General features: G+C 70.3%; 1 protein-coding gene. It reads right to left on the reverse strand.

Features of this window, described 5'->3' with window-relative positions; translation table 11 throughout:
• A partial coding sequence (locus PKE99_RS37585; RefSeq protein ID WP_271215033.1) for an IS110 family RNA-guided transposase occupies positions 1-998 on the reverse strand: 998 nt, incomplete at its 3' end.
• Between the last annotated feature and the right edge of the window lie 229 nt (positions 999-1,227).

Raw genomic sequence — 1,227 nt, forward strand, 5'->3', positions numbered from 1 at the left:
TGGGTGGTCTTGCCCGAGCCGCGTTTGCCGCCGGTGATGTTGTTGCCCGGGGCCAGGCCGGCCCAGGAGGCCAGGTGCGCGGCGGTGGGGAAGCGGGACATGTCGGCGCCGATCTCGGCGATGACGGTCTCGGCGGCCCGTTTCCCGACCCCGGTGATGGTGTCGAGCCGGTCACGGGCCCGGGCGAAAGGGACCCCGGGCTCGCTGCCCCGGTCGGGCCCGGTGTGGGTGGCGAACAGGGTGTCGACCCGGTCGTCGAGCCGGGCGATCGCGCCCTCGAGGTAGCTGGTGTGCTCCAGGGACAGCCCGATCAGCGTCGCGTGGTGGTCGGTGAACCGGCCGCGTAAGGCTTGGCGCAGCGCGGGGATCTTCTTGCGGAGCTTGCCCTTGGCCAGCTCGGCGAGCACGACGGGGTCGCGTTCACCGGCGACCAGGGCGGCGAGCATGGCCCGCCCGGACACCCCGAGGACATCCGAGGCGACCGAGTCGAGCTTGATGCCGGCGTCTTCGAGGGTCTTCTGGATGCGCTGGCACTCGCTGGTGTGATCTTGGATGAGCCGTTTGCGGTAGCGGGTCAGATCCCGCAACTGCCGGATCACCGGCGGGGGCACGAAACTGCCCCGCAGCAGCCCGTGTTCGAGCAGCTCGGCCAGCCACTCCGCGTCGAGCACGTCGGTCTTGCGGCCCGGCAGGATCTTCACGTGGTGGGCGTTGACCAGCAACAACTCCCAGCCCTGCCCCTGCTGGCCCTGGCCCGCGCGGTCTTCGAGGACGTACCAGACCGGCTTCCAGTACGACCCGGTCGCCTCCATCGCGATGGCGGTGACGCCTTCGGCGGCGAACCAGTCGGCCATCGCCTCCAGCGAGGAGGTGAACGTGGCGAACGTGCGGGTCTGCTTGCGCCGGCCCCGCCCACCCGGGGCCGGGGTCCGCACGCAGGCGACCACCTCGTCCTTGCCGATGTCGATCCCCGCGCAGCGCTCGATCAGCACGTCCATGCCTCGGCCTCCCCGCCGTCCCCCGGACCGATCCGGGCGGGGCCGGCGGGGCCAACCGATCAACGACGCTGTGAAGCGTGTACGAGATCAACAGTTCGAGGTGCCGGGAAGGCCCCAGGCATCAGTCTCAGACTCGGGTTCACGTGCACCAAGCGCGAACGAGCACAGCCGACCCCGCCCAGATTCTCATCCTTCAAGGCGGCCCGGGGTAGGGCCATGACATCTCAGA

This window comes from Pseudonocardia halophobica, assembly GCF_027922425.1.
In the GTDB taxonomy this organism is placed as follows: domain Bacteria; phylum Actinomycetota; class Actinomycetes; order Mycobacteriales; family Pseudonocardiaceae; genus Pseudonocardia; species Pseudonocardia halophobica.